A 25,735-nucleotide genomic window follows, 5' to 3' on the forward strand; every position below is an offset into this window, starting at 1 on the left:
CTGTTGTTGTCAAAACCTTAGACCAATAGTAGATTGAATTCCAATGCTGGGAGACTGACTGCGGACTAATCACTCAAATTAATCAACTTGATAAATTAGTCCGTCTATTCAGATAGTTAAGTCTTATATCACAGCTCTTTGAACTGTCGATTTACTTGGAAAGAGTCGGAGGTGACGTGCGCTTCCATTTTTCTCAATGTCCGTTCGAATCCGTCAAACTCACGCTCTAAGGTACTCAGCATTTCACCTGGAGTCTGCCCTCTTTCCCATACATTTTCTTTTAGCTTGTGCTCGCGCGGCTGGCGTGGTGGCTCTGTTTTTGGTTCAGCTTTATGACCAACGCGCGCTACGGGCTTTTTTTCAAGCATAAATGCCAAACCAAAGTAACCAAATATCACTAATGGTCCACCACCAAGTAGAAACGCTGAGACAAATGCTATGCGGACGATCCAGGTTTCGATATCGAAGTAGTTAGCGATACCTGCACACACACCTGAGATCTTTCTGTTGTGCATATCGCGTGTAAGTTGACGCTTATTCATAACGTTGTCTCCATGAAGGGGATTCTGAATCTAATATCTTTTCAAGCGTGGCAATTCTCGCACCCATTTGTTCAGATTTGGCTGCCAAAGCCAGCAATCTGTCTTGGTCTTCACTTGTTAGGCCACCAGCAGTTTTTTTCTTACTGCGGTAGTGAAGAATTAACCACAAGGGTGCCACAAATATTAAGAACAATATTGAAGGCACAATAATGACGGCGGTGGACATAAGCTTTAACTCCTTTTACGTGGGTACAGAATTGTACCCACAACTAACGATTGATGGTCCCGATTATTTTGCTATTAAGACGACTTGTCTTCTTTGCCTAGACCTTGCTTAAGCTTGGCCAACTCTTGTTCGATTTCATCGTTAGCCTGTAGTTCAGCAAATTCGCGGTCTAGTGATTTGCCCTCACCTGTTTTGGCATATAGATCGGCTTCGGCTTCCAACTCATCAATTTTTCGTGAGTACTGGTCGAACTTAGCCATTGCTTCATTAGTGCGAGACGTATGAAGCTGCTTTTGCACATCACGACGGTTGGATGCTGCTTGACCACGAATCGCCAAAGCCTGCTGTTTTGCACGCGTTTCAGTGATTTTGGTTTCCAGCTTAGTAATTTCGCCAGTGAGTTTTTCAATAGTTTCTTCAACTAAGGTTTGCTCCGTTCTTAGCCCTTTAACTACGTCTTGCAGCTTTTTCTTTTCAATTAACGCCGCTCTTGCCAAGTCTTCGCGCTCTTTGTTAATGGCGAGTGTTGCTTTTTCTTGCCAATCAACAATCTGTGACTCAATGGCTTCTACTTTGCGTTGCAGCTCTTTTTTATCTGCAATGGCTTTTGCTGAGTTTGTTCTTACTTCAACTAAGGTGTCTTCCATCTCTTGGATGATTAGACGAATCATTTTTTCAGGATCTTCAGCCTTGTCGAGAAGCGCACTGATGTTTGAATTTACAATATCTGCAAAACGAGAAAAAATACCCATTTCGATCTCCTTACTATACAAAGTCAGCGTCACCGCCATAATTGTGAGTGAGCGGTTTCTCACTCAACCTGCTTAGATACAATCAAGTAGCGTGCCAACTTTTTAATCATTGTTTTATAACGATTTATTTAAAAACCACTTGCACTTCGACGTAATAAGTGTTCAATTTAACTCACAGTTGGTAAATTTCACCAAGGCTAATCAAATGCAACAAAACCTAATTGGCGAGAGCCCTGCTTTTCTTGCGGTCTTAGACAAAGTATCACGGCTCGCCGCAATTGAACGTCCCGTGCTTATTATCGGCGAACGCGGTACCGGTAAAGAGCTAATTGCTCAGAGATTGCATTATCTGTCCAAACGTTGGGATCAACCCTTAATCTCTCTGAATTGCTCTACTTTAAGCGAAGGCCTAATTGATTCAGAATTATTTGGTCACGAGTCAGGAGCCTTTACTGGCGCCAAAGGTCAGCACAAAGGCCGTTTTGAACGTGCTGAAGGTGGTACCCTATTCTTAGACGAGCTAGCCACAGCCCCACTTTCTGTTCAAGAAAAGCTACTACGTGTTATCGAATACGGACAATACGAACGAGTTGGTGGGCAAAAAACACTGAATACCAATGTTCGACTTGTCTGCGCTACAAATGCTGACTTACAAAAAATGGCTGCAGATGGCGACTTTAGAGCCGATTTATTGGATAGATTGGCCTTTGATGTCATCATGCTACCGCCGTTAAGAGAGCGCAAAGAAGACATTCTTGTACTAGCGGAATATTATGCAATCAAAATGTGTCGAGAGCTAAATCTCGAGCTATTTGTTGGCTTTTCAGAAAACACATGCAATGCATTGATCGAATATCACTGGCCCGGAAATGTGCGAGAACTGAAAAATGTTATCGAACGTGCCGTGTATCAGCATGGGCTAGAACCGGACCCCATCGACAACATTGTTTTTGACCCTTTCCAACGCCCTTGGCAATCCAACCAACAAGCTGAACCAACTCCATCAGGTAACGATGCCAATGCTTCTTCCATGTTCACCTTGCCGATGAACTACAAAAATTGGCAAGAAGAGTTAGACAAAACGTTGCTCAATACTGCATTAGAACAAGGAAAATTTAACCAGCGTAAAGCCGCTGAGTTGCTGGGTCTTAGCTATCATCAAATAAGAGGGATGATAAGAAAATACAACATACAAGTAGATTGAGTCATACCATACGCTAACAGCAAAAACATGAGCTAGGTTAGATACTACTAGCAATCCATGGCCTTAGCTTTGGTAGTAGCACTAAATAATGGTAAATTTGCGAAGCGAAGTAACCGCATTCTTGAATGTGGGTAACACGTCAGTCATAAAATGTCAGTAGTCAGGTGTAGAGGGCGTTTATTAGATGGAAATGCGAATTATGGGCCCGAGTGACTGTGCTAAATAGTCCTTCGAACAACAAGACGAGTTGGCTCGTCCGCTTAACACTTGTTTTCACCGGCCTGTTAGTTATGGCAGGTTGCGATACGTCCATTAGCCATCATCAAGTTCGTCAAGAAGGATTTGTCTACTGCGGTTATCCGTCTCCACATTCGTTCAATCCACAGCGTGTGCACGGCGGCGTTACCGCTGAAGCCCTTAGCGCTCAAATCTACGATACTTTGCTTGTTATAGACCCACTGTCTTTCCGCCCTGTTCCTAACTTAGTAAGAGATTGGAGTGTTGATTCAACGGGTACTCAATATACATTTGAGCTAAAACGGGATGTCTGGTTCCAAAACACAGCTTGGTTTACACCGAGTCGCCCGATGAACAGTGATGATGTGGTATTTAGTTTCCGCAGAATCATCGATCCTAGTCATCCTTTCTATCAATCGGTTGACGGCGATTTCCCTTGGTTTGAAAGTATTGGTTTCCACAATTTGTTGGTCGATGTGGTGGCGCTCGGGCCGCACACCGTCAAATTTACTTTAAGTCGACCTAATAACGCGTTTTTGTCTAACATTGCCACCCGATATGCGGTGATCTTGTCACAGGAATACAGTGAACAATTATTGGTGCAGAACAAACCCGAGAAAATAGATAGTACTCCGATTGGAACCGGTCCTTTCCAGTTATCTGAGTTCTACAAAAACGATTTTGTCCGCCTAAAACGACACCCAGATTATTGGGATGGTCTTGCGCACATGCAACAAGTGGTTTTCGATGTCTCAAATCAAGGGACAGGTACGCTTGCTAAAACACTGCGTAACGAATGCGATGTGTTAAACGCGCCAATTTCTAGCCAACTACAAACCATACGCTCGCAAACGAAATTGCGCCTTATCGAAACTCAAGCAATGAACAGTTCTTTCATTGCTATTAATACCGAATCGCCCGAATTACAAAACGTAGATCTAAGGCGCGCTCTTAACTTTGCCATCAATCGTCAGGCGATATTGGACAGCGTGTATTACGGAGCAGGCACTCATGCCTACTCTCTATTACCTCCTACCTCATGGGCCTACGCCCAAGACAACATTCAAATTCGCTACGATTTAAGCTATGCAAAAGGTCTTTTGCGGGAAGCAGGCATTGAAGATGGACTGCGTTTAACTTTGGCAGTGCCCAATCAGCCGACAGCGTTTAACCCTAGCCCAACAAAAACTGCAGAGCTAGTTCAAACGCAACTCGCCGAAATCGGTGTCGAGTTATTACTGATCAATATGGATGAACAACAAGACGGCTTCGCCGCTGATTTGTATTTAAGCGGCTGGATTGCTGATACGGGCGATCCTGACAACTTTTATCGACCTCTACTGTCATGCCTTGCTAAACGCTCGGGATTGAATCAAACCAACTGGTGCGATAGTGACTTCGACTTTTTGCTCGATTTGGCGCTGGAAGTAGATAGACATCGATACCGTGTAAATCTTTATCAACAAGCACAGAATATTTTGAACGCTGAATTCCCGCTGATTCCTTTGACGCATGGCACCCAACACAGAGCACAATCGACGTCGCTGGTCGGCATTGTCAGCAGCCCATTTGATGTACAACCGCTAAACACGGTTAAGAGGGTAGAATAATGCTGGTGTACTTAGTTCGCAGAATCAATCTACTGCTCATCACTCTGCTGATTCTATCTTTTGTGGGCTTTAATTTAGCGCGTCTTGAACCGAACTCGCATTGGTTACAAATCGAATTTTGGGCAGGCTGGTATCAATACGCGCAAGGTTTGTTACAACTAGACTTTGGGATTACAAGTGACGGGAACCCTGTGGTCGAAGAACTTAAACTGGTTTTCCCCGCCACGTTGGAGCTATGTTTTATCGCCTTTTTGTTTTCCATTGTGATCGGTATTCCTTTGGGTACCATTGCAGGAATGAGGCAAGGTAAAGCACTCGATACGGTCATCTCATTTGTGTCAGTGACTGGATTCTCCGCGCCCATATTTTGGATTGCATTGTTGATGATCATGCTATTCTCCTTGAATTGGGAAGTGCTTCCAGTTTCTGGCCGCTATGATTTACTCTATGAAATCCCCTACGTCACAGGCTTTGCCTTAATTGATGCATTCTTAATGGACGATCCAAAGAAGCCCTACGTAATACACAGTGTGTGGCAACACCTGCTGCTACCTTGCATGGTTTTGGCATTAACGCCTACAACGCAGGTAGTTGGTATGATGCGAACGTCGGTCAGTGAAGTCATGGCGACCAATTACATTCGAGCGGCGAGAATTAAAGGTCTTTCGACCTATAAGATTGTGGTGCAACACGTGCTGCGCAACGCATTTCCACCTATTATTCCCAAAATTGGCGCTCAGCTTTCCACCATGCTTACCTTAGCGATTGTTTTGGAAGCCATATTTGACTGGCCCGGTATTGGTCGATGGCTACTCGACGCCTTGTTCGAACAAGACTACGTCTCGATTCAAGCTGGTGTTATTGTCGTCAGCGCATTGGTGATGATGGCCAACGTGTTAGCTGAGTTCATCTCTGCCTTTATGAATCCACTCGCGAGGAAGGAATGGGATGCTAACCAATAACGTATACCAAGAAGAACGCATTCCTACCCAATTGGAGCGCTTTGGGGGCAGTTTTCGTGCCAACACCTTAGCCATGACAGGACTTTGGTTTTTGGCAATTCTCAGCTTACTTGTCATTCTATCGCCTTGGATTGTTCCACATGACCCTCTTCAACAAAGTGAGCTATTGCTGTTGCCACCTTCATGGCATGACGCTGGTCGAGTGGATTACTTCTTTGGAACTGATGACTTAGGTCGCGACATTTTGTCACGAATTTTGAGTGGCTCACAACATACTGTTGGGTCTGCATTTGTCGTCACTTTAATTGCGACATTGGCGGGTTGTTTGCTTGGTATTCTTGCTGGTATGACCCGTGGACTGCTATCGAGCACATTAAATCACTTTCTCGATACCGTTATGTCTATTCCATCCTTGTTATTGGCGATTATCTTTGTGGCCTTTCTTGGATTTGGTGAATTTAACATTCTAATGGCGATTACCTTAGCCCTAGTGCCGCGCTTTGTTCGCTCGGTATACACGGCCATTCACGCGGAAATGGAAAAAGATTACATCATTGCCGCTCGACTCGACGGGGCCAATGACTTCTATTTGCTTTGGAATTCTATCTTGCCCAATGTGTTAGTGGTGATGGCCGCTGAATTTACTCTTGCCCTATCGATCGCAATTCTTGATATTTCAGCGTTAGGTTTTTTAGGCTTGGGCGCTGACAGTAGCACCGCAGAATGGGGGTCGCTAATTGGCGATTCGACCGAACTCATTTATTTGGCCCCATGGACAGTAGCACTACCTGGTGTCGCGATTCTTCTCACCGTTATTGCAGTAAACCTGGTCGGTGAAGGGATTCGTCGTTCTCTGAATGCGGGGATAGAATAATGCCATTACTTGATATTCGACACCTAACCATTGAAATCGAGACCCCGCAAGGCTTGATGAAAGCGGTTGACCGTATGAGTTTGACCCTCAATGAAGGTGAAATCCGTGGTCTAGTTGGGGAATCAGGTTCGGGTAAAAGCTTGGTAGCGAAAGCCATTCTTGGTGTTTGTAAGGACAATTGGAAAGTCACTGCTGACCGGATGCGCTTGGGCAAATTGGATTTGTTGCAACTGACGGCCAAAGAACGGCGACGTGTGATTGCCCGTGACATTGCGATGATTTTCCAAGAACCGTCTACCTGTCTTGATCCGTCTGAGCAAGTCGGCAGTCAGTTAACAGAATCGATTCCATCAAGTGCGTTTGAGGGTAAATGGTGGGAGCGAATCAAATGGCGCAAAAAGCAAGCTATTGCCCTGCTGCATAAGGTTGGTATTAAAGACCACAAACGGATTCTTTCTAGCTACCCGTACCAATTAACTGACGGCGAGTGCCAAAAAGTGATGATCGCGATGGCGATCGCCGCAAAACCTAAACTGCTTATTGCTGATGAACCCACCAATGACCTTGACCCCATTACTCAATCGCAAATTCTGCGCTTACTGAGTCGTATGAATCAGGTTAACAACACTTCCATTGTGTTGATTGGTCATGATTTGGCGTCGATCACACAGTGGGCACATCGAATTACCGTGATGTATTGTGGGCAATCGGTTGAATCAGCAGATACGCAAAAGATTTTGTGCCAACCTAAGCACCCATACACCTTGGCTTTGTTGAAAGCCATGCCGGATTTCAATACCGAGGTCTCGCACAAGCAGAAACTGCACTCATTACCTGGCTCCATCCCTCCCCTTCAGCATTTGCCGATAGGCTGTCGGTTAGGACCACGTTGCCCACAAGCTCAAAAGCAATGTGTGGAACTGCCAAGGACTCGGAAAATCAAAGATCACAAGTTTGCTTGCCATTTTCCTATGAATACCAAATCACGTAAAAGTGACGCACCCAAAGCAATGACCCTTGATGTCACTCCCATTTCAAAGGAATCATCATGAGCGCGCTATTAGAAGTCAGAGATCTGAGTAAACACTTCACTACTCGTTCCGGCTTGTTTTCCAAGACCACAAAGCACGCCGTTCATCCGGTTTCATTTGATTTACAACCCGGACAAACCATTGGGTTTATCGGTCAAAATGGGTCCGGGAAGTCAACATTAGCGCGCATGCTGGCTGGTGTAGTTGAGCCGAGTTCTGGCGACATGCGCGTCAATGGCGAGTCACTGGTTCACGGTGATTATTCCACGCGGTGTAAATTAATCCGCATGATATTCCAAGATCCCAATACATCGTTAAACCCGCGCATTCAAATCGGCAGAATATTAGAGGGGCCACTTAAACGAAATACGGAAATGCCACCCGAAAGACGTATGCAACGAGTAAAGGAAACGTTGCTTCGCGTTGGTCTGCTGCCAGAACATGCTTATTTCTATCCACAAATGTTGGCTGCCGGCCAAAAACAACGGGTATGTTTAGCAAGAGCTTTGATTCTTCAGCCTTCAATTATTGTTGCCGATGAAGCCTTGAACGGACTTGATATGGCGATGCGTTCACAAATCATCAATCTATTTCTCGATTTACAGCAAGAAATGGGCGTTGCGTTTATTTACGTATCTCAGCACCTTGGAATCATTAAACACATTACCGACAAAGTCATGGTAATGCATGAGGGGCATGTGGTGGAAACCGGAGATACCCAAGACATTCTAACCGCCCCTAGCCACATAGTGACGCAACGAATGGTCGAAAGTCATTTTAGTCGAGCGAAGGTATGTCGTTAAAAGCGCTATTTTTGGGGCTAGTTTGCAGCATTCTCAGTGCTGGCTCGTTTGCCAAGTCCTTACAAAACACTGTCGCCTTCCAAAAAACTTGGCTCGACACTGAATTTGTCGAAGACGCGTTTGTTTCCGTTGCGCTCCGCAATGAATATCAAAAAGGTGAAAAGCCCTTAACCAAGTGGACTAAACCACTGCGTATTCACCTAAGTCACAAAGCGGGCGATGCAAAATTGCAACGAAAACTGACCTTGATGCACTTGTCTCACCTCCGTCAGTTGATCCCAGTTCCAATCCAACTAGTCGATTCGGAAGACAAGGCCAATATTCGCTGGGTGTTTACCAATCAAGAGAACTGGGGGGGTGAGGTAAAACGCCTACTTGGTCAAGCTGCGTCAGATAACCTGTTCGGCGCAATTTGTAAGGCGGGCTATAGATTGGACAACACAGGTGCCGTGAATAACGCTGCCATCATCATTCCAGTCGACCTTGCCCGAGAGAAAGGCAAACTTGTCGCCTGTATTGTTGAAGAAATCACTCAAGTTCTTGGCTTACCAAATGACTCACTAAACGCCTATCCGTCGATCTTTAATGACAATACGCCGGAAAACCTACTGTCTCCGTTAGACGTAGTATTAATCCGACTCTTGTATGAAGACACACTTCAGCCCGGAATGAATGACATCCAAGTTCGACAGGCGCTCAAGCCATTGCTCAAACAGTACCAAAAATCAGGTCGGTTAGACGACGCAGTACAGATCGCGCGCAAATCAGCCCTTGTTTCTATGTTTGGCCTCTAAAATTCAAACTCTTATCCGACGCTTTAGTCTCAATGTACTAGCCTATATTTGAAAATGTCGTTTATCTCAATTTGCGTTCAGTACCTAGACGCATTCCGTGTAAACGTCATTTTTAGCCAATGTAGTTAACGGTTGGCGATATACCCAAGTAACTTCAAGATGCAGAACTCAGAGCTACATATTCTGGTTCAGTTCAAGGAAGAGAACGCAGCGGAATGACGAGTCCTTTCCAAGTTCTTTGACGAAGAAATGAGACAGAATATGAGCTCCCAAGGGCGAGTTTAACTAGGCTTCATACTGCGTTATTGATTCTTGATTTAGAGCGACTAGATCTGCAAATCAATGCCTTGTCTGAAGTCTAGTTAATTCTCGCTGAACCTCGCATCTTGAGGTCACTTGGGTATAAGTATATTGAGTAGTTATTCGAACAAGGATTTTCGATATCGTGAAGCAGCAAGGAATGGTAAGGCTTCTAAACTGGGTAATCACGTTGATTATGTGCGGGTTAGTGGTGCTCACTACTTGGATTACCCAGCAGCAATTGGTCGTCAATGCAGATGTTGCATTCCTTACCCAAATTGCGCTACACGCTGAACATTCTGATTTCTACAAGCAGTATTTTGAAATTAACCCACCATTGATTGTTCTTATCTATCGAGCGTTTCTGCTTGGAGAAGAACTTGGCTGGAACCCCGTATTTGCCCTACGGATCGGGATGGTGCTGTGGTTACTTGTTGTTAGCGCAATATGTTCGCTCAACTTCCGTCTCGCCATTAGAAAGAAAGCAGCCGGCGTTAGTCCGCTTATTTGCAGTGCAGTTTTTATCAGTCTATTTTGGTTGCAGCCAGAGAGCTTTTTACAGCGAGAGCATTTTATAGCGGGCCTGGTGCTCCTGTACATGAGCTCGCTTGCCTTGGCTTGTTCAAAGCAGTCTGCACAGTTTTCATTGTTATCAGCCATTTCTGCATTAGCAATAGCGTTAGCCATTTGTTTGAAGCCACAATACCTGGTGGTTTGGCTCTTCGGAGAACTGTATTTAGCGATTCGTCTACGGAAAATCTTAAGCCTATTCAGATTATCCAATTGGGTAACCGGCATATGCGGGTTACTTTATCTGGGGTTCAGCTGGTTTTTCTTTCCAACTTATTTTGACTCTATTGTTCCTTTAGCCAATGCCAGTTACCACGGGTATTTTGCACCTTTGGAGCGACTGGCACTACAAGCCACATTGATGTTAGGTATGCTCTGGCTCGCCTGCAGAATTATTCGTGATTCAGCGTTACCCATGTGGTTTGCAGACATCAGCTTTTTGACTGGTGTAGCGTGTATTTTTGCTTTCGCCTTTGGCAGAACAGCATTTAGCTATCACATGATGCCTTTTTTCGCCGTGCTCGTTTTTTTGATGGTCACTGGCGCGGGAATACAGCTCAAAGCGCTAATGAAGACCAAATCGAGTAATACGGCATTCAGTCTTGTATTGCTCGCTGGTTTGTTAGCAATGACATTCCATCAAAAGCTATGGGGAGCGTCCGCATCTTTTCAGACAAACTTCAGTTTGAAATCACTAAACCAACAATGGCCATTAGCCACGCTGCAAGACAATCATCGACCTGAAATTGCGTCGCTATATGATTCTCTCAGTAAATACACGAAACCGGGAAACAAGCTATATGCTATTACTGCCACTCTGTTTCCGATGCATTCGATGACATTTTATTTGCAAAACCATTGGAGTGGTCGCTTTCCGGTTGTTTGGCCACTTCCGAGTTTACTGGCGCAGAACTTACCTACCCAAACCGTCGCCAAATGGATTGTTGCAGACGTAAAAACTCGCCAGCCTGACATTATCGTGATTGAGCGTTCCGAATTTCTATATCGTTATCCGGAGCATTTTCAGTTTAAGGAGTGGATTGCCACTCAGTTACCACAAGACAATTTCTTCGAAGATTATCAATACGTTGACTATATTCAATATAGCTATACTGGATTTAGTGTGTACACGAGGAAGGGTCTATGACAAGTACAAAACTTGTCTCAATTGTTTGCCCAGTGCTCAATGAAGAACATAGCCTTGGCCGGTTTGTCGACGCCATTGAAACGTGCTTTTCGCCACTGACAGAAAAACACGAAATCGTTTTTGTCGACGATGGTTCAACCGACGAGACATTGGGGTGCATTAAAGCCCTAGCTGAAGAATTTTCAGCGGTTAAGTTTGTTTCCTTGAGTCGCAACTTTGGTAAAGATGCGGCGCTTACCGCTGGCATCGAATTTTCGCGTGGAGATGCCGTGATTCCAATGGATGTCGATCTTCAAGACCCGCCCGACTTGATTCCAGAAATGCTCAGACAATGGTATGCCGGTAACGAAGTCGTACTGGCAAAGCGCCGTTCACGACTGTCGGATAGCTGGCCCAAACGCTTTACCGCCAGTCTATATTACAGCTTAATGAAGCGAGTAGCCGACAAACAACTTGAATCAAATGTGGGTGATTTCAGACTCATGGATCGCAAAGTGGTATCAGCATTTTTACGCCTGAAGGAGCGCACCCGTTATATGCAAGGGCTGCTTTCTTGGGTGGGCTACGACGTTGCAATTGTTGAGTTTGATCGCCAACCCAGGAAAAACGGTCAAACCAAATTTAACTTTCCCGGCTTACTGCAACATGCTTTGGATGGAATCACGAGCTTTAGCGTTATTCCATTGCGATTTTGGAGCGTGCTTGGAATGTTCTTTGCGCTGGTTGGTTTTGTCTATGGTGCATACATTTTGCTGTTCACCTTTGTTACAGGTGGTGATATCCCGGGCTACGCCTCTCTATTTACTGCTGTCGTGTTCTTTGGCGGAGTCCAGCTTATTGGGATTGGTGTGTTAGGCGAATACATCGGTAGAATCTACCTAGAAACTAAACATCGCCCATTGTATTTAATTAAGGAGAGTAGTCGTGGAGACGCACCTATACCAAAGCATGCGCGCGATTCAAGATAAACACTGGTGGTTCGAAGGGCGACGAAAAATCATCAACTCCACACTTGAGCAGCGCTACTCTCTCCACAATCGTAATTTCCGTATTCTTGATATTGGCACCGGCACTGGTGCTAACCTGTCTGTACTCGAACGCTTCGGTCAACTCACTTGTGTGGAGCCCAGTAACGAAGCGTTGCCCCATTTGGTCACCAACAAAAATATTGAGCTTGTAAAGTCCGTTTTTGAGGTTAATCAGCAAACAAGTGAACTATTCAACAACCAGTTCAACCTCGTAACCCTGTTTGACGTATTAGAACATATAGAAGATGATCGTTTAGCGCTCAAGAACATAAAGCAGTGTTTGCAACCCACCGGACATTTGATTCTCACTTTGCCCGCTTGCCCTAGCCTTTTCAGTCAGCATGATATTGCACACCATCATTATCGACGTTACTCAGCAAACAGCATCACTCTGAAGCTACAAGAATCTGGATTCAAGATAGAAAAGATTTCTCACTTTAATAGTCTTCTATTTCCCATTGCATGGCTTTCCCGCCAATACAGCAAACATCGGCCTACAAAGTACTTCTCGAAGAAAAAAAAGCCGATAGCTGACACACTTCCCATAAAGCCGGTAAACGATCTACTAACTGGACTATTTTCATTAGAGCGATTTTGGCTCAAACACGGCAATTTCCCATTTGGTTTGTCATTGCTGGTCGTCGCGACACCAGAATAAGCACTCGATAAACTGAGTGATATGAATCGTGTTGTGATAAGCCAAGGTGGATAGAAATGGCATACCAGAAAACCATTGGCAAAATGAGCCATAAATTCCATCGAGTTTAGTTGCAAATGATTCTCATTTGTATGATACTCTTTCCATCTACGCTGCTATGGAAATTCACGTTGGCTAATCAATCTGAAAAATTACATTCATGGTCTCAAAAACTGCCAGCTTGGTTGAGTACCCGACAATTTACAATAACTCACAAGCGTCTGTTCATCCCCATTGCACTGCTAGGTTTGGTTGTGTCAGACAGCACAAGAGAAATTGCAGTAGCAACCTTATCTGACGCGTTTTGGGCTGTATCGAGTTATGTCGCATTTACCTTGGCAATTTACCATTACGCTTCTCGATTTTTTGATAAGAAAAGCCATATCGTCACTCTTTACGAATCCTCTCGGTCTTATCAAGTCTTGTTTGCGTCTTTGCTCGGTGCCTTGCCTGGTTGCGGTGGCGCAATCATAGTCGCTACGCAGTTCGTACGTGGCAAAGTCGGCTTTGGCGCTGTGGTTGCAGTGTTAACCTCAACCATGGGTGATGCTGCATTTCTACTGTTGGCAAGCGAGCCAAAAATTGGCCTCGGTGTTATTGTTTTGGGTGCCGTCACAGGTGTGATCACAGGTCTGACAATCAATCTGTTTCATGCGGATGATTTCTTACGACCTCAAGCCAAAACAGCGTTTGGTTCTATTTGTAGCGATTCATCTCGTATCATTCATAAAAAAGCATTGAACCTTCAAGGTGTGATGTGGAAATGGATGCTGATTCCCGCCGCAATCATTGCGTTGCTCGGTTCGTTTCAGATTGACCAGAACCAATTATTCAATTTGCCCGACATGACCATTGAATGGACGGGTACGATCTTGGTGATTACCTGTCTATTTCTTTGGTCGCTAACTCAAGAGATCAGTGACTACCAATCTGCGGTTTCTGAAGACGACAAGCTAGTGGCTTCGCATCCAATTCAAAAAACAGCGCAAGATACTAACTTTGTCACAGCTTGGGTTGTGGTTGCGTTTCTCGCGTTTGAACTCACCGCAAGTCTTGGTGAAATTAATTTAGAACAAACCTTTACTGGCTGGGGAGTGTGGATGCCATTGATGGGAGTTGTCGTTGGCTTACTTCCTGGCTGTGGTCCTCAAATATTAGTGACTAGCCTTTATATTAGTGACTTAGCGCCGTTGTCTGCCCAAATATCCAATGCAATTTCCAACGATGGTGACGCTTTATTCCCTGCTATTGCAATTGCACCCAAAGCCGCACTAGCCGCAACCTTCTATTCCGCTATTCCTGCTCTGATTGTTGGCTACGGATATTACTATCTATTTGAAATGTAATTTAACTCTTAGACATTCACCACGATAAAAGTGAAAACAAAAATGCCAAGCGAAGTGCTTGGCATTTTGTTTTTATCTTTATTGGGACAAGTCTATTTATGTCGAGATCTCAGCTTATTGATAACGTCAGAGAAGCTTAAGCCTTGATCCTGTAAAAGTACTAGCAAGTGATACATTAGGTCCGCCGACTCCGAAACGAGCTCCTCCTTGTCGCCTGATGTCGCCGCAAGCGCGACTTCAACGCCTTCTTCACCCACTTTTTGCGAAATACGCTTTGTTCCACGGGCATAAAGACTCGCGGTGTAAGAGGAATCTGCGTCGGCATCTTTTCTAGACGCCAGCAGTTGTTCGAGTTGGTGAAGCCACACCATTTGTGTTTCATCTTGTGCATCACCATCAAAACAAGTAGTCGTACCTAAATGACATGTTGGCCCAATTGGCGACGCTTTTACCAACAATGTGTCTTGGTCGCAATCAAGCGCGATGTTATCTAAGCCCAAAAAGTTGCCGGAGCTTTCCCCTTTTGTCCATAAGCGCTGTTTTGAACGTGAAAAAAAGGTCACTTTGCCCGTTTCGATTGTGTGATTGATGGCGTCTTTGTTCATGTAGCCCATCATTAACACTTGGCTGGATGTAAAATCCTGAACAATTGCTGGTACTAAGCCACCCAATTTTTCCCAGTCAACCCTTTCCGCTAGTTCTGAGTAATTTAATTGCTCTTGGCTCATTTACGCACCTCAACACCGACTTGTTTCAAGTAGCTTTTTAGCTCTTGAATATTAATAATTTGCTTGTGGAAAACTGACGCGGCTAATGCACCGTCAACATTGGATTTTTGGAATGCTTCTGCAAAATGAACCATCTCTCCTGCTCCACCTGAAGCGATAAGAGGAACGTTACAGACTTCTCTAACCATGTTGAGCTGTTCAAGATCGTAACCGTTGCGCACACCATCTTGGTTCATCATGTTAAGGACGATTTCACCTGCACCACGTTTTTGGACTTCCTGTACCCAATCTCGGGTTTCCCACTTAGTCGCTTTGGTTCGAGACTCATCCCCTGTGAATTGATAAACCTGGTATTTACCTGTGTCTTTGTCGAAGTACGAGTCGATACCAACAACAATGCATTGCACACCAAATTTGTCTGAGAGTTCAGTAATCAAATCAGGGTTAGCTAGCGCAGGAGAATTAATGGAAATTTTGTCCGCGCCAAATTGTAGAATTTTTGATGCATCATCGGCCGATTTAATTCCACCTGCGACGCAAAATGGAATATCAATGACTTCTGCAACTCTTGCAACCCAGCTTTTATCGACAACACGTCCGTCACTCGAGGCGGTAATATCATAGAAAACCAGCTCGTCTGCACCTTCTTCAGCATAACGCTGTGCAAGCGGAACTATGTCACCGATGATTTCGTGGTTGCGGAATTGAACGCCCTTTACTACTTGGCCGTCTCTTACATCCAGACATGGGATTATTCGCCTTGCCAACATGCAAATGCCTCCTCTGCAGTAAACTTACCGTCTAACAATGCTCGTCCAACGATAACGCCTTTTACACCAGTTCCATTAAGTGCTTCAATGTCCGCTAAGCTGCCGATACCGCCAGAAGATTGAAACGCCACTTGAGGGTACTGGGCGCAAAGGTCGCGATACAGTTCAACGTTAGAGCCTGCTAATGTGCCATCTCGTGAGATATCTGTGCACAAAACATGCTGAAGGCCAACAGTCAAATAATCATCGATCAGAGCTTCAATTGTGACACCTGAGTCTTCTTGCCAACCAGAAATAGCCACACGCCGTTGACCGTTGTCATCAATATTAATATCGAGCGCCAGGACAATTTTCTCGGCGCCGTATTTTTCCATCCAACCTTTAACTTGTTCAGGTTGTTTAACTGCCGTCGAACCCACCACGACACGCTGAGCACCCGCCTCTAGCAGATCCACAACGTCTTGCTCGGTTCGCACGCCACCGCCAATTTGGATGTTTGCTGGTGTCGAAGCTAGTAGCTCAGCAATCAGTGTTAACTGTCTTGCTTGGGTATTTTTTGCTCCGGTCAAATCGACTAAATGCAACCAGTCAGCGCCAGCTGAGTGGTACAAATTGAACTGCTCCGCGGGATTGACCTTGTATTCCGTTACTTGACCGTAATCGCCTTGGTAAAGACGAACCACTTGGCCTTCGATTAAATCTAATGCAGGTATGATCACTGCGATTTCCTTATAATTCCAAGAAGTTACGAATTAGTTTTGCACCCGCTTTGCTCGAACGCTCTGGGTGAAACTGAACACCGTAAAAATTGCCACTTTGAATGACCGCGCTAAACGCGTTGCCATATTCACACGAGGCAACGGTATAGTCGCCAACCGGCATGGCATAGCTGTGAACAAAGTAAAAGTACTCGTCACTATCTATGTCTTTGAAAAGTGGATGTTCTGGTTGAGCATTAACCGTATTCCAACCCATATGAGGCAGAGGCAAATCGCCCGTTTGCATTAGCTTAACTTCACCATTGCATAGACCAATACAATCAACGCTATCGCTAGAGTCTTGCTCCGCTAGCGGCTTTTCTTGTGAGCGTAGCGACAACAATTGCATTCCTAAACAAATACCTAGTAACGGTTGTTTGACCTGCTTAACTAACGAAACTAGGTCGCGCTCTTGCAGGTTTTTCATTGCCTCTCGTGCTGAGCCAACGCCCGGTAGAAACAGTTTATCTGCGGCCAAAACCACTTCTGCATCACGTGACACCGTCACCCTATAACCCAGACGCTCAACGGCAAATTTCACGGATGAAACATTAGCACAGCCAGTATCAATGATAACTACGGTTTGCTGAGTCATCACAATACCCCTTTACTGCTTGGCAATTCGTTGCCCTCGACCTTGATCGATTGACGTAAAGTGCGACCAAACGCTTTAAAGAGGCTTTCAATGATGTGGTGATCGTTATCACCACTTGAAGATAAATGCAGGGTACAAGCCAAGGTATCAGTCAGTGAGCGGAAGAAGTGAACAACCATTTCCGTCGACAAATCACCAACTTGATCACGACTAAATTCAGCATCAAATTTCAAGTACGGGCGACCAGACAAATCTAATGCACACTGAGCAAGACACTCATCCATTGGCAGGCTAAAGCCAAAGCGGCCAATGCCTCGCTTGTCACCTAATGCTTCTTTCAGTGCTTGGCCAAGAGCCAACGCGGTATCTTCTATCGTGTGGTGATCGTCGATATGCAAATCGCCTTCAACTTCACACTTAAGCTGGAAGCCACCATGCGTCGCGATCTGATCTAGCATGTGGTCAAAGAAGCCCAAGCCAGTTGCGATTGTATTACCACCCGCAACGTCCAAGTTCACTGAGACTTTAATGTCCGTTTCTTTAGTCGTTCTCACCACTTGTGAGGTACGCTGTTTAACTGTTAACGCAGTAACAATATCGTTCCAGTTTTTAGTATCACGATGGTATTGAATACCTGCAATCGCCATATTTTCAGCCATTTGTACATCTGTGGCGCGATCGCCTATCACAGCTGAATGTTTAAAGTCGATTCGACCTTCTTGCAGATAGTGTTTAACCAGTCCTAAGTTTGGCTTACGGCAAGGGCTGTTATCTGACTCAAAGGCTGGGCTGATCAAGACTTCGTCAAACTTAACGCCTTGAGATGCAAATATTTCCATCATCATATTATGTGGCGCATCAAAATCCGCTTGCGGAAAACTATCTGTCCCAAGCCCATCTTGATTGGTCACCATCACTAACCGATAACCAAAATCTTGTAACTTCAACAACGCTGGAATAACGTTTGGCTCCAGTTTAAGCTTTTCTAGTTTATCGACTTGAAAGTCTACGGGCGGCTCTTCAATCAAAGTGCCATCACGGTCAATGAATAAAATCTTTTGTTGATTGCTCACAGAAAATTCCTTTTTAACTAACTACGTTGAGCTTCTGCTCTGCATAAAATTCTTGAATCAACGCAATTGAGCGCTGACACTCTTCGATACTACCGACGCTAATACGGATACCATTTTTCACTGGTGAACGTCGCCAAATTACGCCTTGATTCCAAGCCGAATCAAACAATTCTTCACCGTTTTCGAACTGCGTTAATACGTAATTACCCCAGCCCTTGAAAACGGTCGCTTGCCCAAATCGTGCAAGTTCACCCTCTAGCCACAAGCGGTTTTCGTTTAACTGCTGGACCTGAGTTTTGGTTCTTTTTATGCCTTCAGCAGAAAGTGCTTGAGTTGCAATCTCTGCTACTGGGATTGGCACTGGGTAAGGTGCGATAACTTTAAGCAATACCTGAATCACACTATCGTTTGCTAGCGTATACCCACAGCGAAGTCCTGCTAGCGCAAACGCTTTGGACATGGTACGCAAAATCGCCAAATTCTCATATTTTGCCAACAAATCAACAGTCGACGCTTCCGGGCAGAAATCAATGTACGCTTCATCCATCACCACAATCGCTTTATCTTTGGTAACGTCCAATAGACGAACGATGTCTTCCCGATTGACTAAGTTACCGGTCGGGTTGTTTGGACTGCACACAAATATCAGTTTTACTGAATCTAAGTTGGCTTCGATATTTTTCATATCCAGTTGCCAGTCATCAGTCAGTGGTACAGTTACGCGCTCAACACCTATTGTTTCGGCACTAATTCCATACATGCCATAGGTTGGTGGACAAAATAGAACAGCATCTTCACCCGGCTCGCAATACGCTCGGATGAGCAGCTCAATACCTTCATCTGCACCTCGAGTAGTTAGAACCTGGTTAGACTTAAGGCCGGCATATTGTGCATAGGCTTCCACCATTTCTTTCGGCTGGCACTCGCTATAGCGATTGAGATTGTCGAGAGAAAGAGAATACTCATTCTTATATGGTGATTCGTTGGCATTCAACCACACATCACCGGTGCCACCGATTCTTCTTGCCGACAGGTAAGGCGTGAGTGCTTGAACTTGTTTTCTTGCTAATCGGTTCATGCTCGCTCCCCTTTGACAAGAAGCTTTTCAACTCGAATGGTCACTGCTCTTTTATGTGCATCCAGCCCTTCGGCTTCCGCCATAGTGACTACTGTAGGCGCAAGTTCCAATAAGCCATCAGACGACAGCTCTTGTACCGTCATACGCTTGCTGAAATCAGCCAAACCCAAGCTCGAGTATGTACGAGTGTAACCGTATGTTGGAAGAACGTGGTTCGTTCCCGAGGCATAATCACCCGCAGACTCTGGCGACCAGTTACCCAAGAAGACGGAGCCCGCATTATCTAATAGAGGCAGCAGTTCACGTGAGTTTTTAGTTTGTACAATCAAGTGCTCGGGGCCGTAAAAGTTCGAAATGGCAACTGACTGAGGGATGGATTCAGCAATCACAATCAAACTCGATGCCAAAGCTTGCTGAGCGATATCAGCTCGACTTAGCTCTTTAAGCTGTTTTTGAACCGCATCCGTAACCTGATCGGCAAGAACTGGAGAAGGCGTCACCAAGACAACTTGCGAATCGGGTCCGTGCTCCGCTTGAGAGAGCAAGTCTGCCGCAATAAAGTCAGCGTCTGCTGTTTCATCTGCGATAACTAAAACTTCTGAAGGTCCAGCAGGCATGTCGATGGCCGCGCCTCTAAAGTCATTGCTGACCTGACGTTTTGCTTCGGTGACATAAGCGTTGCCTGGGCCGAATATCTTATCAACCTTGGCAACAGTCTCAGTTCCATACGCCATGGCTGCAACCGCTTGACCACCACCAACTTGGTAGACTTCATCGATTTTACAAAGCTTAGCGACATACAGAATTTCGTCAGCAATCGGTGGCGGTGAACATAACACCACTTTTCGACAGCCCGCGATTTGCGCTGGCACGCCCAGCATAAGTACGGTTGATGGAAGTGGTGCACTCCCTCCAGGGATATACAAACCTACTTTTTGAATCGCACGTGTAATCTGCTCGCAAACTACGCCAGGCTGAGTTTCAACTTTGATGGGTGTTGGTTTTTGTGCCTTGTGAAACTTAGAAATATTGCTGTAAGCCTGTTCGAGCGCTTGCTTCATCTCAGTGGTCAAACGCGAAGAAGCCGCTTCAATTTCGTCATTTGAAATTCGGATATTGTCGACGTCAACGCCATCAAACTTCTTAGTTAGCGCCTTGAGTGCCTGGTCGCCATCTTTCTTTACTTGGTCGATCACCGAGCTAACGGCTGCAGTAATGTTAGCCCCTTCTAAAATAGCAGGCCTCTCAAGAACATTGTTTTGCTGAGATTCGCTCAACGATTGCCAAACTACCGTTCTCATTTGCTTTACCCCATCATCTTCTCAATTGGAAGGACAAGAATAGAGCTCGCACCAAGCTCTTTGAGTTGCTCCATGGTTTCCCAGAACAAGTTTTCCGAACTGACTAGATGTACAGCCACGCGATTTTTTTCGGCAGATAAAGGCAAAACAGTTGGATCTTCCGCACCTGGTAGCAAAGCTTTAATTTGGTCCAGTTTTTCAGTCGGTGCGTGAAGCATGATGTATTTAGACTCTTTCGCTTGCTGTACGCCCTGCATACGCGTCAAAAGCTTTTCAATCAGCGCAGTTTTTTCTGCATCAAACTCGCCAACACGTTGAATCAATGTCGCTTTTGATTGGAAAATGACTTCCGCTTCTTTTAAACCATTTGCTTCTAGCGTTGCGCCTGTCGATACCAAATCAGCAATGGCGTCGGCTAACCCAGCTCGAGGGGCAACTTCAACAGAGCCTGTTAATACACAGGTAGAGAAAGGTACGCCAACTTCGTCCATGTATGCCTTAAGCAGTTGTGGGTAAGTAGTGGCGATTCTCTTGCCAGCCAAATCTTGTGGGCCGTTGTACTCTACGTCTTTATCTATTGCGATTGACAAACGACAACCACCAAAATCAAGACGACGCAGTGAAACAAATTCGTTTGGCTCACCGACCGCTTTACGGTCTAGACGAACCTCTTCCAGTTCGTTTTCACCAATAAAGCCTAGGTCAACGACCCCATCCATAATTAAACCCGGAATGTCGTCATCACGAACGAGTAGCAAATCGATTGGCATGTTGAGGGAGTGAACAACTAGGCGCTCCCCCATTAAGTTAAATTTAACACCGCACTTTTTGAGTAGTGTTTGACACTCTTTACTCAAACGACCTTTCTTTTGAATGGCGATTCTTAGACGATTTTGTGACATTACTCTATCCCTACCTGTCGATTCTAAAGTTCAAATTCTAAGCAAAAACGAAAAAACCCTCGGAAGTTTGGTCTCCCGAGGGTTTCGTATTGAATCTTAATGCCAATGACCTCCGGGAGTTTCCTGCCTCCCGGGTATGCGTGCATCTCCCGAAAGACTAAACTGGGTGATGATGGTGACGATGAATATTATTCAAAGAAAAACGCATACTTATTTAAATCATAACTGCAAACTTGTGATCACACTAACTAAGGATGTGTGTGATTGCAACTGAAATTTCTGTTTTTTTCATTTTTGTATTAGACAAATAAAAACGGGAGGCCAAAGCCTCCCGTTTATTACTAAACATGCATTTCACTTAGCTATGCTGAGCCACCGAAATTTTCGCCTTCGACAGCTTTGATAGTACCGCACAAACCACACCAAATACGATGGTGGCCGCCATGAACGATATAACTGTCGAACCTGTCCAGCCAAGTACCACAAATCCAACACAAGCTATGGCCGCCACAGACAGCGCATATGGAAGCTGAGTCGCCACGTGATCTATATGATCACACTTTGCACCAGTCGAGGATAGGATGGTAGTGTCGGAAATTGGCGAACAATGGTCGCCAAACACAGAGCCTGCCAACACAGCCGCAAGCATAGGAAGCATTAGTACAACATCAGTTGCAGCCGCCATATCACCTGCAACTGGTAGCATAATTCCAAAGGTACCCCAAGACGTGCCTGTTGAAAATGCCATTGCACCAGCTAATAAAAACAGAATCACAGGTAACCATTGAGGGGAAATATTACCTTGCGCTAATGTTGACAAGTACTTACCTGTATTCATATCACCAATGACTGAGCCGATACTCCACGCAAAGAACAATATCGCAATAGCACCAAACATAGACTTTGCGCCCACCCAAAGGGCATGTGCAATTTGTTTGCTTGGAATTGACTGTCTTACGTTAGCTAACAGAGCAAATGCGACACCGACGAGACCACCGTATATGAGTGACTTACCCACATCCGTGTTTTCAAACGCACCCAATACGCTAAATGCCTGACCATCACTCGATAGTGCTTGAGCACCCGTCATCATCATGAAGCCAACCGTAGACACAACAAGCGACAGTATAGGCAGAATAAGGTCTATTACCTTGCCTTTTTCGCTTTCTACGACGCCCAAGTCATCTTGCAAGTTATGAACAGAGTCGGTTTCGTTTGTTAGACCTTGTGAAGCTTTAATTTCGTGCTCACGCATTTTGCCCACATCTAGTCCGAACCAAATAACCGCAAACACCATCAAAACGGCAAATAACGCATAGAAGTTCATCGGAACTAAGTTTATATAAGCGCCTAATGCTGAGTATTCTTCAATACCGTGTGCAGTTAGAATACCGACAATGATCGTCATGATGTACGCACCCCAGCTCGATGCCGGCATCATTACGCACATTGGTGCGGCAGTTGAGTCAAGAATGTATGACAGCTTAGAACGAGATACATAGAATCGATCGGTAACCGGACGTGAGATAGCACCGACCGCTAGGCTGTTGAAATAATCATCGACAAAAATGAACACACCTAGAAAAGCTGCAAGGAGCTTAGAACCACGTTTGCTCTTCACTCTAGACTGAGCCCAGTTGGCAAATGCCCTAGTGCCGCCAGACAACGATAACAATGCTGTCATCATACCGAGTAGCAATAAGAAGCCGACAATGCTCATGTTCCAGCTATTTAGGCCGCCGTCTTCAAAAACCACCCCTTTCACTTTGCTACCGATATAACTCGCACTGTTAAGAAGTTGGAAATCGTTTAGTAACAAGGCGCCTAAAACCACACCTACACCCAAAGACAACAAAACTTTCCGTGTCAAAATCGCCAGGGCTAAAGCAATAATCGGTGGTAACACCGACAGCGGCGATGCCGCAAAATCAAGTAAATTCATGATCTTCAAAAACCATTTTATGTGTTATTGGAGATCTACTGTAGAAACTGAAGTTTAAATCAGAAAGCAAAAAGCTAGTGAAAGGAAAACGAATGTTTTCCCTACTGCCCACAGTAGCGCTCCATAGTATTAATAAACTATGGCAGTGTTAGCCCTATTCGAACTAACCCCAGCTAACGGCCTTGATATCAGCTCATTAACTTCGGCAAAGCAGCCTTTTACTTACATTCATTGGCATCACCCCAATGTAAGCGACTCTTCTACATTGCACCTCTACCGCGTGACATTGAAACATGTACAACTCGTTAAAATTGAAACAATATCTCAACATTTACGCATAAAGTCAGTGAATTATACCATCAACAAAACTATCATCAACAGATAAACCGTCACGACAGCCAGTATCTACCATATAATCTCAATCTATAGTTTGAGAACATATGCCACCAATGAAATACGCAACTTCGGAAAATAGACTTAGCCTAAACAAATAATTCGAACAGCCAGTATTCTTTATATATTCAATCTAATCGATATATTTTGATATTTAGTGACAGAATTAATTGGACAATCTAATTTCAATGGCTATTATTATTTGGAATTTGTTTGCACATTGACAAGATATTGATTTATATTGTTTTCAATATTATTAATTAGTCGCCATTTAAATTTAAGGAAGCAGCATGTCGGATCTGACTAAAACCCTTTTGAATATTCGTAGCCTGCGCGCACTAGCACGTGAATTAACCTTAGAGCAACTAGAAGAAGCGCTAGATAAATTCAGTACTGTTGTAGCAGAAAGAAAAGAAGCAGAAGAAGCTGAACGTGAAGCTCGTGCAGCACAAGAAGCCAAATTAGCAGAAATTGCTGAGCAAATTTCTGCAGAAGGTATCGACGTAGATGCATTAATTACTGCATTAAGCGGTGAAACTAAAACTAAGACAAAATCTAAGCGCGCTCCACGCCCTGCTAAATACAAATACCAAGATCAAAACGGCAACGAGAAAACTTGGACTGGCCAAGGCCGTACCCCATCAGCGATCCAAACTCAGCTTGACTCAGGCAAATCTCTGGAAGACTTTTTGATTTAATCTCAAAATAGTTAAAAAAAAGCCCTTCAAATGAAGGGCTTTTTTTATCTTTCCCAATAGGCTTCTTCCAGGCTATCTTCCCGTTCAGGTAAAGCGCCAGACAAACGTGGAGAATGCTGTACCAATACTTCGTAACTCACTCTGTTTGCGTATTTACAAACCTGCGAGAACGAGGAATAAGTTAAGTATTCGAACTTATGCTTGCTCGAATTTGGTACTTTCACTTTGTGATATTTATTGGCGGACATATCGTGCAGCAATGCAGATAAAGCAGCATCTCCAGCACCGATAGTATTTTTAATTTTTTCTGGACCACCCATATACGGAGCAATATGAGAATACACTTTCATTGGGGTTAGACATTTGTCTTTCAACATCGGACGGCTAAACTCAAAGCGATTAAATTCTGCAATTTTACCCGGTAGTAAAGGTCTCGATGTTTCTCGCTTACCACTTTCCTCGGTGTAACCAGCGATAAATAAACCTGCAGGCCCGGCGGTACACAAGACCAAATCGGTCCATTCAAGGGCAATATCGGCAGCGGTAAGTGGATCATCTTCTCCAGTCAAAGCACATGCTTCTTCTTCATTCATAGCAAGTACAGACACATGGTCGCGAATGAAGTTTTTCCAAAACTCAGGGTCTTGCTCAATTACAAACTTAGTACCTGTGGTCAACACAACCGGTACATCCGCGGCTTTCGCGTACTCTATGGCTTGATATACGGCTTGCGGCATCGGATCTGATTCTTTGCAACGAACCAAGTAAGAAGACAGAACTAATGCTGATGCATTTTCAAAAATAGACTCTGGAATACTATTCGGTCTCAGTTGGTTCATGTGACCGGCGTTGATCGCCATTGTTCGCTCGCCGTCTTCCGAAATAAGTGCAAAGCAGCGACCTATCGCACCATCTACTGCCTGCAAATAGTCCAGATCGACACGGCTTGAGGTATTACACAAATAGCGGTAACCATAACTACCAATCTTAATTTGTTGATTCATCACACCTAATAAGATGGATTTGTCGTCTGCCAACACAGAATAGTTGTGAAGCGTATTACCAATAGTTCCGCCGGCATGCTCTTCATGAACTAAGTCTTCTTTCTTTAATTGGTTGTATAGGGCCTCAGCTTGATCGTCACTGATTTCCAAAGAGTGTCCGCGACTTAACTGGTATTGCTCGATGACCGAGTTTTCTACTTTAGCTTCAATGTCCACCAAAGTTTGATCGATACCAATCACGTGTATGGTTTCTCGTTCTCCCATTTCATTCTGTGCGGTGACCAAGGGGTCACGAGAATCAACTGGAAAGTAGTGTTTGGACTTGCGTTTACCCGGAAATTTCATCAGCAGTACGGAGTTGTGTATGACA

General features: G+C 44.7%; 25 protein-coding genes, 1 riboswitch and 1 other annotated feature. Of the genes, 12 read left to right on the forward strand and 13 right to left on the reverse strand.

What is annotated here, in order from left to right; all coding sequences use genetic code 11:
* Nucleotides 1-128 precede the first annotated feature (128 nt).
* The 3 genes from pspC to pspA form a co-directional block, all read right to left on the reverse strand.
* Nucleotides 129-542 (reverse strand): envelope stress response membrane protein PspC, encoded by a 414-nt coding sequence (gene pspC, locus ACXAFJ_RS07320; RefSeq protein WP_475322458.1) that lies wholly within the window; start codon nucleotides 540-542, stop codon nucleotides 129-131.
* Entirely contained in the window at nucleotides 535-768 is a 234-nt protein-coding gene (gene pspB, locus ACXAFJ_RS07325) for an envelope stress response membrane protein PspB (protein WP_475322459.1), read from the reverse strand. Before pspB ends, pspC begins: the two co-directional genes overlap by 8 nt.
* Nucleotides 769-842: 74 nt before the next feature.
* Nucleotides 843-1,520 carry a phage shock protein PspA gene (gene pspA / locus ACXAFJ_RS07330; RefSeq protein ID WP_475322461.1) on the reverse strand — a complete coding sequence of 226 codons (678 nt, stop codon included), beginning with the start codon at nucleotides 1,518-1,520 and terminating at the stop codon, nucleotides 843-845.
* 205 nt (nucleotides 1,521-1,725) lie between these two features.
* Here pspA and pspF point away from each other — a divergent pair, with 205 nt between their 5' ends.
* The 11 genes from pspF to ACXAFJ_RS07385 all read left to right on the forward strand — a co-directional run bounded on the left by pspF (nucleotide 1,726) and on the right by ACXAFJ_RS07385 (nucleotide 14,123).
* Complete coding sequence (gene pspF / locus ACXAFJ_RS07335) at nucleotides 1,726-2,724, forward strand: phage shock protein operon transcriptional activator (RefSeq protein WP_475322462.1); 999 nt, start codon at nucleotides 1,726-1,728, stop codon at nucleotides 2,722-2,724.
* Between the two features lie 281 nt (nucleotides 2,725-3,005).
* Nucleotides 3,006-4,571: an ABC transporter substrate-binding protein gene (locus tag ACXAFJ_RS07340; RefSeq protein ID WP_475324083.1), complete on the forward strand. Its 1,566-nt coding sequence runs from the start codon at nucleotides 3,006-3,008 to the stop codon at nucleotides 4,569-4,571.
* A complete protein-coding gene (locus ACXAFJ_RS07345) occupies nucleotides 4,571-5,533 on the forward strand; it encodes an ABC transporter permease (protein WP_475322464.1) in 963 nt (320 codons plus the stop codon). Before ACXAFJ_RS07340 ends, ACXAFJ_RS07345 begins: the two co-directional genes overlap by 1 nt.
* On the forward strand, nucleotides 5,520-6,407 hold the full coding sequence (locus ACXAFJ_RS07350) for an ABC transporter permease subunit (protein WP_475322465.1): 888 nt from the start codon (nucleotides 5,520-5,522) through the stop codon (nucleotides 6,405-6,407). Before ACXAFJ_RS07345 ends, ACXAFJ_RS07350 begins: the two co-directional genes overlap by 14 nt.
* Entirely contained in the window at nucleotides 6,407-7,459 is a 1,053-nt protein-coding gene (locus tag ACXAFJ_RS07355; protein WP_475322466.1) for a peptide ABC transporter ATP-binding protein, read from the forward strand. Before ACXAFJ_RS07350 ends, ACXAFJ_RS07355 begins: the two co-directional genes overlap by 1 nt.
* The gene (locus ACXAFJ_RS07360; RefSeq protein ID WP_475322468.1) at nucleotides 7,456-8,241 is read left to right on the forward strand and encodes a peptide ABC transporter ATP-binding protein; all 786 of its coding nucleotides are present in this window, start codon (nucleotides 7,456-7,458) and stop codon (nucleotides 8,239-8,241) included. The genes ACXAFJ_RS07355 and ACXAFJ_RS07360 overlap by 4 nt, the downstream gene beginning before the upstream one ends.
* Entirely contained in the window at nucleotides 8,232-9,035 is an 804-nt protein-coding gene (locus tag ACXAFJ_RS07365) for a DUF2927 domain-containing protein (RefSeq protein WP_475322469.1), read from the forward strand. Before ACXAFJ_RS07360 ends, ACXAFJ_RS07365 begins: the two co-directional genes overlap by 10 nt.
* Before the next feature lie 460 nt (nucleotides 9,036-9,495).
* Complete coding sequence (locus ACXAFJ_RS07370; RefSeq protein ID WP_475322470.1) at nucleotides 9,496-11,052, forward strand: hypothetical protein; 1,557 nt, start codon at nucleotides 9,496-9,498, stop codon at nucleotides 11,050-11,052.
* On the forward strand, nucleotides 11,049-12,020 hold the full coding sequence (locus tag ACXAFJ_RS07375; RefSeq protein ID WP_475322472.1) for a glycosyltransferase family 2 protein: 972 nt from the start codon (nucleotides 11,049-11,051) through the stop codon (nucleotides 12,018-12,020). The genes ACXAFJ_RS07370 and ACXAFJ_RS07375 overlap by 4 nt, the downstream gene beginning before the upstream one ends.
* Entirely contained in the window at nucleotides 11,977-12,738 is a 762-nt protein-coding gene (locus ACXAFJ_RS07380; RefSeq protein ID WP_475322473.1) for a class I SAM-dependent methyltransferase, read from the forward strand. Before ACXAFJ_RS07375 ends, ACXAFJ_RS07380 begins: the two co-directional genes overlap by 44 nt.
* Nucleotides 12,739-12,869: 131 nt before the next feature.
* Nucleotides 12,870-14,123 carry a putative manganese transporter gene (locus ACXAFJ_RS07385; protein WP_475322474.1) on the forward strand — a complete coding sequence of 418 codons (1,254 nt, stop codon included), beginning with the start codon at nucleotides 12,870-12,872 and terminating at the stop codon, nucleotides 14,121-14,123.
* Between the two features lie 92 nt (nucleotides 14,124-14,215).
* Here the strand turns inward: ACXAFJ_RS07385 and hisIE are convergent, their stop codons facing one another.
* The 9 genes from hisIE to ACXAFJ_RS07430 all read right to left on the reverse strand — a co-directional run bounded on the left by hisIE (nucleotide 14,216) and on the right by ACXAFJ_RS07430 (nucleotide 23,270).
* A complete protein-coding gene (gene hisIE / locus ACXAFJ_RS07390; protein ID WP_475322476.1) occupies nucleotides 14,216-14,851 on the reverse strand; it encodes a bifunctional phosphoribosyl-AMP cyclohydrolase/phosphoribosyl-ATP diphosphatase HisIE in 636 nt (211 codons plus the stop codon).
* The gene (hisF, locus tag ACXAFJ_RS07395; protein ID WP_475322477.1) at nucleotides 14,848-15,621 is read right to left on the reverse strand and encodes an imidazole glycerol phosphate synthase subunit HisF; all 774 of its coding nucleotides are present in this window, start codon (nucleotides 15,619-15,621) and stop codon (nucleotides 14,848-14,850) included. Before hisF ends, hisIE begins: the two co-directional genes overlap by 4 nt.
* Entirely contained in the window at nucleotides 15,603-16,340 is a 738-nt protein-coding gene (gene hisA, locus ACXAFJ_RS07400) for a 1-(5-phosphoribosyl)-5-[(5-phosphoribosylamino)methylideneamino]imidazole-4-carboxamide isomerase (RefSeq protein ID WP_475322478.1), read from the reverse strand. The genes hisF and hisA overlap by 19 nt, the downstream gene beginning before the upstream one ends.
* A 10-nt stretch (nucleotides 16,341-16,350) precedes the next feature.
* Entirely contained in the window at nucleotides 16,351-16,974 is a 624-nt protein-coding gene (gene hisH / locus ACXAFJ_RS07405) for an imidazole glycerol phosphate synthase subunit HisH (RefSeq protein ID WP_475322480.1), read from the reverse strand.
* Nucleotides 16,974-18,047: a bifunctional histidinol-phosphatase/imidazoleglycerol-phosphate dehydratase HisB gene (gene hisB, locus ACXAFJ_RS07410; protein WP_475322481.1), complete on the reverse strand. Its 1,074-nt coding sequence runs from the start codon at nucleotides 18,045-18,047 to the stop codon at nucleotides 16,974-16,976. Before hisB ends, hisH begins: the two co-directional genes overlap by 1 nt.
* A gap of 13 nt (nucleotides 18,048-18,060) precedes the next feature.
* Nucleotides 18,061-19,125 carry a histidinol-phosphate transaminase gene (gene hisC / locus ACXAFJ_RS07415; protein ID WP_475322482.1) on the reverse strand — a complete coding sequence of 355 codons (1,065 nt, stop codon included), beginning with the start codon at nucleotides 19,123-19,125 and terminating at the stop codon, nucleotides 18,061-18,063.
* Nucleotides 19,122-20,426: a histidinol dehydrogenase gene (gene hisD / locus ACXAFJ_RS07420; RefSeq protein ID WP_475322484.1), complete on the reverse strand. Its 1,305-nt coding sequence runs from the start codon at nucleotides 20,424-20,426 to the stop codon at nucleotides 19,122-19,124. Before hisD ends, hisC begins: the two co-directional genes overlap by 4 nt.
* A gap of 5 nt (nucleotides 20,427-20,431) precedes the next feature.
* On the reverse strand, nucleotides 20,432-21,328 hold the full coding sequence (gene hisG, locus ACXAFJ_RS07425) for an ATP phosphoribosyltransferase (RefSeq protein WP_475322485.1): 897 nt from the start codon (nucleotides 21,326-21,328) through the stop codon (nucleotides 20,432-20,434).
* Nucleotides 21,329-21,375: 47 nt separating this feature from the next.
* Nucleotides 21,376-21,510 (reverse strand) — a sequence feature (His leader region).
* Nucleotides 21,511-21,686: 176 nt separating this feature from the next.
* Complete coding sequence (locus ACXAFJ_RS07430; RefSeq protein ID WP_475322486.1) at nucleotides 21,687-23,270, reverse strand: Na+/H+ antiporter NhaC family protein; 1,584 nt, start codon at nucleotides 23,268-23,270, stop codon at nucleotides 21,687-21,689.
* Between the two features lie 106 nt (nucleotides 23,271-23,376).
* Nucleotides 23,377-23,554: riboswitch (Lysine riboswitch) on the reverse strand.
* Between the two features lie 399 nt (nucleotides 23,555-23,953).
* Between ACXAFJ_RS07430 and ACXAFJ_RS07435 the strand changes: the two genes are divergently transcribed.
* Entirely contained in the window at nucleotides 23,954-24,361 is a 408-nt protein-coding gene (locus ACXAFJ_RS07435; protein ID WP_475322487.1) for an H-NS family histone-like protein, read from the forward strand.
* A gap of 44 nt (nucleotides 24,362-24,405) precedes the next feature.
* On the opposite strand, the gene ACXAFJ_RS07440 is transcribed toward ACXAFJ_RS07435, so the two are convergent.
* Nucleotides 24,406-25,710, reverse strand: coding sequence for an inosine/guanosine kinase (locus tag ACXAFJ_RS07440; protein ID WP_475322489.1), 1,305 nt, complete (start codon nucleotides 25,708-25,710; stop codon nucleotides 24,406-24,408).
* Nucleotides 25,711-25,735 lie beyond the last annotated feature (25 nt).

It is taken from the genome of Vibrio sp. ABH4_348, assembly GCF_056159765.1.

Bases quoted from the DNA above. Each gene is read 5' to 3' on its own strand.
- pspC (WP_475322458.1), bottom strand. From the start codon at position 542: ATGAATAAGCGTCAACTTACACGCGATATGCACAACAGAAAGATCTCA.
- pspB (WP_475322459.1), bottom strand. From the start codon at position 768: ATGTCCACCGCCGTCATTATTGTGCCTTCAATATTGTTCTTAATATTT.
- pspA (WP_475322461.1), bottom strand. From the start codon at position 1,520: ATGGGTATTTTTTCTCGTTTTGCAGATATTGTAAATTCAAACATCAGT.
- pspF (WP_475322462.1), top strand. From the start codon at position 1,726: ATGCAACAAAACCTAATTGGCGAGAGCCCTGCTTTTCTTGCGGTCTTA.
- ACXAFJ_RS07345 (WP_475322464.1), top strand. From the start codon at position 4,571: ATGCTGGTGTACTTAGTTCGCAGAATCAATCTACTGCTCATCACTCTG.
- ACXAFJ_RS07350 (WP_475322465.1), top strand. From the start codon at position 5,520: ATGCTAACCAATAACGTATACCAAGAAGAACGCATTCCTACCCAATTG.
- ACXAFJ_RS07355 (WP_475322466.1), top strand. From the start codon at position 6,407: ATGCCATTACTTGATATTCGACACCTAACCATTGAAATCGAGACCCCG.
- ACXAFJ_RS07360 (WP_475322468.1), top strand. From the start codon at position 7,456: ATGAGCGCGCTATTAGAAGTCAGAGATCTGAGTAAACACTTCACTACT.
- ACXAFJ_RS07365 (WP_475322469.1), top strand. From the start codon at position 8,232: ATGTCGTTAAAAGCGCTATTTTTGGGGCTAGTTTGCAGCATTCTCAGT.
- ACXAFJ_RS07370 (WP_475322470.1), top strand. From the start codon at position 9,496: ATGGTAAGGCTTCTAAACTGGGTAATCACGTTGATTATGTGCGGGTTA.
- ACXAFJ_RS07375 (WP_475322472.1), top strand. From the start codon at position 11,049: ATGACAAGTACAAAACTTGTCTCAATTGTTTGCCCAGTGCTCAATGAA.
- ACXAFJ_RS07385 (WP_475322474.1), top strand. From the start codon at position 12,870: ATGATACTCTTTCCATCTACGCTGCTATGGAAATTCACGTTGGCTAAT.
- hisIE (WP_475322476.1), bottom strand. From the start codon at position 14,851: ATGAGCCAAGAGCAATTAAATTACTCAGAACTAGCGGAAAGGGTTGAC.
- hisF (WP_475322477.1), bottom strand. From the start codon at position 15,621: ATGTTGGCAAGGCGAATAATCCCATGTCTGGATGTAAGAGACGGCCAA.
- hisH (WP_475322480.1), bottom strand. From the start codon at position 16,974: ATGACTCAGCAAACCGTAGTTATCATTGATACTGGCTGTGCTAATGTT.
- hisC (WP_475322482.1), bottom strand. From the start codon at position 19,125: ATGAACCGATTAGCAAGAAAACAAGTTCAAGCACTCACGCCTTACCTG.
- hisD (WP_475322484.1), bottom strand. From the start codon at position 20,426: ATGAGAACGGTAGTTTGGCAATCGTTGAGCGAATCTCAGCAAAACAAT.
- hisG (WP_475322485.1), bottom strand. From the start codon at position 21,328: ATGTCACAAAATCGTCTAAGAATCGCCATTCAAAAGAAAGGTCGTTTG.
- ACXAFJ_RS07430 (WP_475322486.1), bottom strand. From the start codon at position 23,270: ATGAATTTACTTGATTTTGCGGCATCGCCGCTGTCGGTGTTACCACCG.
- ACXAFJ_RS07435 (WP_475322487.1), top strand. From the start codon at position 23,954: ATGTCGGATCTGACTAAAACCCTTTTGAATATTCGTAGCCTGCGCGCA.
- ACXAFJ_RS07440 (WP_475322489.1), bottom strand. From the start codon at position 25,710: ATGAAATTTCCGGGTAAACGCAAGTCCAAACACTACTTTCCAGTTGAT.